Origin of the sequence: Streptomyces anatolicus, assembly GCF_019400875.1 — a bacterium.
GTDB classification, from domain to species: domain Bacteria; phylum Actinomycetota; class Actinomycetes; order Streptomycetales; family Streptomycetaceae; genus Streptomyces; species Streptomyces anatolicus.
Genome location: NZ_WMBF01000645.1, coordinates 1 through 3,075, shown reverse-complemented (window position 1 = coordinate 3,075; position 3,075 = coordinate 1). Strand labels below are relative to the sequence as shown.

General features: G+C 74.1%; 2 protein-coding genes. Both read right to left on the bottom strand.

Features of this window, described 5'->3' with window-relative positions; translation table 11 throughout:
• On the bottom strand, nt 1-883 hold an 883-nt coding region (locus GKQ77_RS30830), incomplete at its 3' end, for a coproporphyrinogen-III oxidase family protein (RefSeq protein ID WP_219692408.1).
• Between the two features lie 39 nt (nt 884-922).
• Nucleotides 923-2,911, bottom strand: a complete 1,989-nt coding sequence (locus GKQ77_RS30825) for a SpoIIE family protein phosphatase (protein WP_372460031.1) — start codon at nt 2,909-2,911, stop codon at nt 923-925.
• Nucleotides 2,912-3,075: the final 164 nt, after the last annotated feature.

The following is a 3,075-nucleotide window of genomic DNA, read 5'->3' as shown; positions in this document are numbered from 1 at the left end:
CGCCCCGCCAGTACAGCTCGTTGTGCAGGCACCGCCCCGCCTCGGAGGTGGCCCAGTTGGAGACCTCGTACCAGTCGAAGCCTGCCGCCCCCAGCACCTCGTCCGCGATCAGATACCGGTCCGCGTGGACGTCGTCGTCCGTCATGGGGACCTCGCCGCGCCGGATCCGCCGCGCCAGCTGCGTACCCTCCTCCACGATCAGGGCATAGGCGCTGACGTGGTCAGGACCGGCCCCGAGCGCCGCGTCCAGCGAGGCCCGCCAGTCGTCGTCGCTCTCACCGGGCGTGCCGTAGATCAGGTCGAGGTTCACATGGTCGAAGCCGGCCGCCCGCGCCTCGGCGACGCACGCCTCGGGCCGCCCCGGCGTATGCGTACGGTCCAGGACGCGCAGCACGTGCTGCTTCGCGCTCTGCATGCCGAAGGAGACCCGGTTGAAGCCTCCCTCGCGCAACTCGCTCAGATAGGCGGTGTCGACCGACTCCGGGTTCGCCTCGGTCGTGATCTCCGCGTCGTCCGCGAGCCCGAACTCCTCCCGGACGGCCGCCAGCATGCGCACCAGGTCGGCGGCGGCGAGCAGGGTCGGCGTACCGCCTCCGACGAAGACGGTCCGCACGGGCCGCGGGTCGTCGCCGAGGACCTTGCGGGCGAGGCGCACCTCGTCGGCGAGGGTGTCCGCGTAGTTGTCGCGCGAGGCGAGCACACCGCCGGAGCCGCGCAGCTCGGTCGCGGTGTAGGTGTTGAAGTCGCAGTAGCCGCAGCGCGTGGCGCAGTACGGAACGTGCAGGTAGAAGCCGAGGGGGCGGGAGGCCGCGCCCTCCAGGGCGGACGCGGGCAGCGCGCCGTCCTCGGGCATGGGCTCACCATCGGGCAGTGCGGAAGGCATACGTGAATTGTCCCGCACCGGGCAACCCCGCGATGCCCCCTACTCCGCCCGCAACACCAGCAACGCCATATCGTCGTCCGGCGGCCGCTCCGAGAACTCATGGACGAGCCGCCGGATCCGCTCCGCCACCACCCCCGCGTCGAGCCCCGCGCACTCGGCGAGGGCCCGCGCGAGACCGTCGCCGTCGTCGAACTGGAGTCGTCCCGAGCGGCGCTCGGTCACCCCGTCGGTGACGCACAGGAGCGTGTCGCCCGTGCGCAGGTCGAAGCTCTCGCTCGTATACGTCTCGTCGTCGACGACCCCGAGCAGCATCTGCGGCGTCGCCGCGGCCCGCACCTCCCCCTCGGGCGAGAGCAGCAGCGGCAGCGGATGCCCGGCGCACGCGATCGTGCAGCGCACGCCCCCTTCGTACGGAACCAGCTCGCCGTAGAGGAGGGAGAGGAAGCGCGCGGTGGCCCCGTCGGCGGGCACGCCCTGGCCGCCCGCGACGGCGACGACCGCGGCCGCCGCGTCCGCCGCCTCCGTCGCGTCGTCGAGGAGCAGTTGGTTGAGGCGGTCAAGGACCTCCGCGACCTGGTAGCCCTCGCGGGCGAGCAGCCGCAGCCAGGGCCGGGCCAGACCGATGACGACGGCGGCCTCGGGCCCCTTGCCCTGCACGTCGCCGAGGGCGAAGCACCAGCGTCCGGCGCCCGCCTGGAACACGTCGTAGAAGTCGCCGCCGGGCCCGCCCTTGTCCCGCGGCTCGTAGACGAGGCCGCTCTGCACGCCGGGGATCTGGGCGACCTTGCTGGGCAGCAGCCCGCGCTGGAGGATCTGGCTGATGTTGGCCTGGCGCTGGTAGCGGCGGGCCGTGCTGACGGCGAGGGCGACGCGGCGGCTGAAGTCCTCGACGAGGCCGGTGACCTCGTCGGGGAAGCGGAGCAGCCCGGTCCGGCCGATCACCAGCGTGCCGAGCGCGCGGCCGCCCGCGGTCAGGCGGTACGCGAGAGCCGTGCCGGACGACTCGCCCGCCGGTCCGTCGCCGGGCCAGGGGACGGGGCAGGCGCCCGAGCCCGCCGTGTCGGGCAGCTGGGGCGGATCCTTCTCCAGGACGCGGCGCAGCTCCTCCACGCGGTGCTCGCAGGTGTGCCAGACGCGGGCGAGCCGCGCGCCCGGTGCGCCGGGGGCCGCGCGGGCCGGGCCCTCCGAGGCGTCGTCGAGCCAGACCGCGCACCAGTCGGCGAGCCTCGGCACGAGCAGCTGTCCGGCGAGCGCGGCCACCAGGTCCTCGTCGAACTGCCCGGCCAGCAGGTCGGAGGCCTCCGCGAGGAAGCTGAGCGCGCCGCGGTTGACCCACTCCGTGTCGTGGGTGACCGGCCTGGGCAGGGGCGCCAGAATCTCGGCGGTGCGCGGCCCGCGCTGGAGCGCCTGCGCCTGTGCCTGCTCGCTCGCGGACGACTCGCCGTCGTGGCCGCTCCGGGCCCCTTCGGCCGGCAGCCGGGCACCCTCGGTGGGCAGCCAGGCTTCAGCGGGCAGCCGGGCCCCCTCGGCCGAGAGCCGGGCCCAGACGGTCTTGGTGCCCGTGCGGTAGGTGATGCCCCAGGACTCGGAGAGGGTCGCGACGAGCCGCAGGCCCCGGCCGTACTCGGGGGTGCCGCCGGGCGGCGGGGGCTGCTCGCCTCGCACGGCACGGGAGGGGTGGTGGTCGGAGACCTCGATGACGAGGGTGTCGGTGTCCTCGCCGGGACCGGCCTCGTCGAGTCTGCACAGCAGTTCGACGGCGGTGCCCGCGTGCACGACCGCGTTGGTGACCAACTCGCTGACCAGCAGCACCGCGTCGTCGGCGACGCGGTCGGTGAGGCCGGCCGCCGCGGGCACGCCGAGCTCGGACCAGTCGGCGAGGGCGGTGCGCACGAACTGGCGGGCGTCCGCGGGCGACAGGGAGGTGCCGGGCAGGGAGGTGCGCACCACCGCCGGTGGGCCGGGCCGGTCCGGGTCCTTGGCATAGCCACGGAACTCGGTCTCCCGTTGCATCGGTCTGGACCCCACGGTGCGGCTCCTGAGCAGTTCGGGCGAATACGCCTCAGGCGACACCGACAGGGTGACAGACTGACGGCGCCCATAAGCACCGAGTCACCGAAGTGGGCCGCTATGAGTGAGAACAGTGGTAAGCCCGCGCTCGGATCCCGCCGGATCCCGGCCCAGGCCCCTTC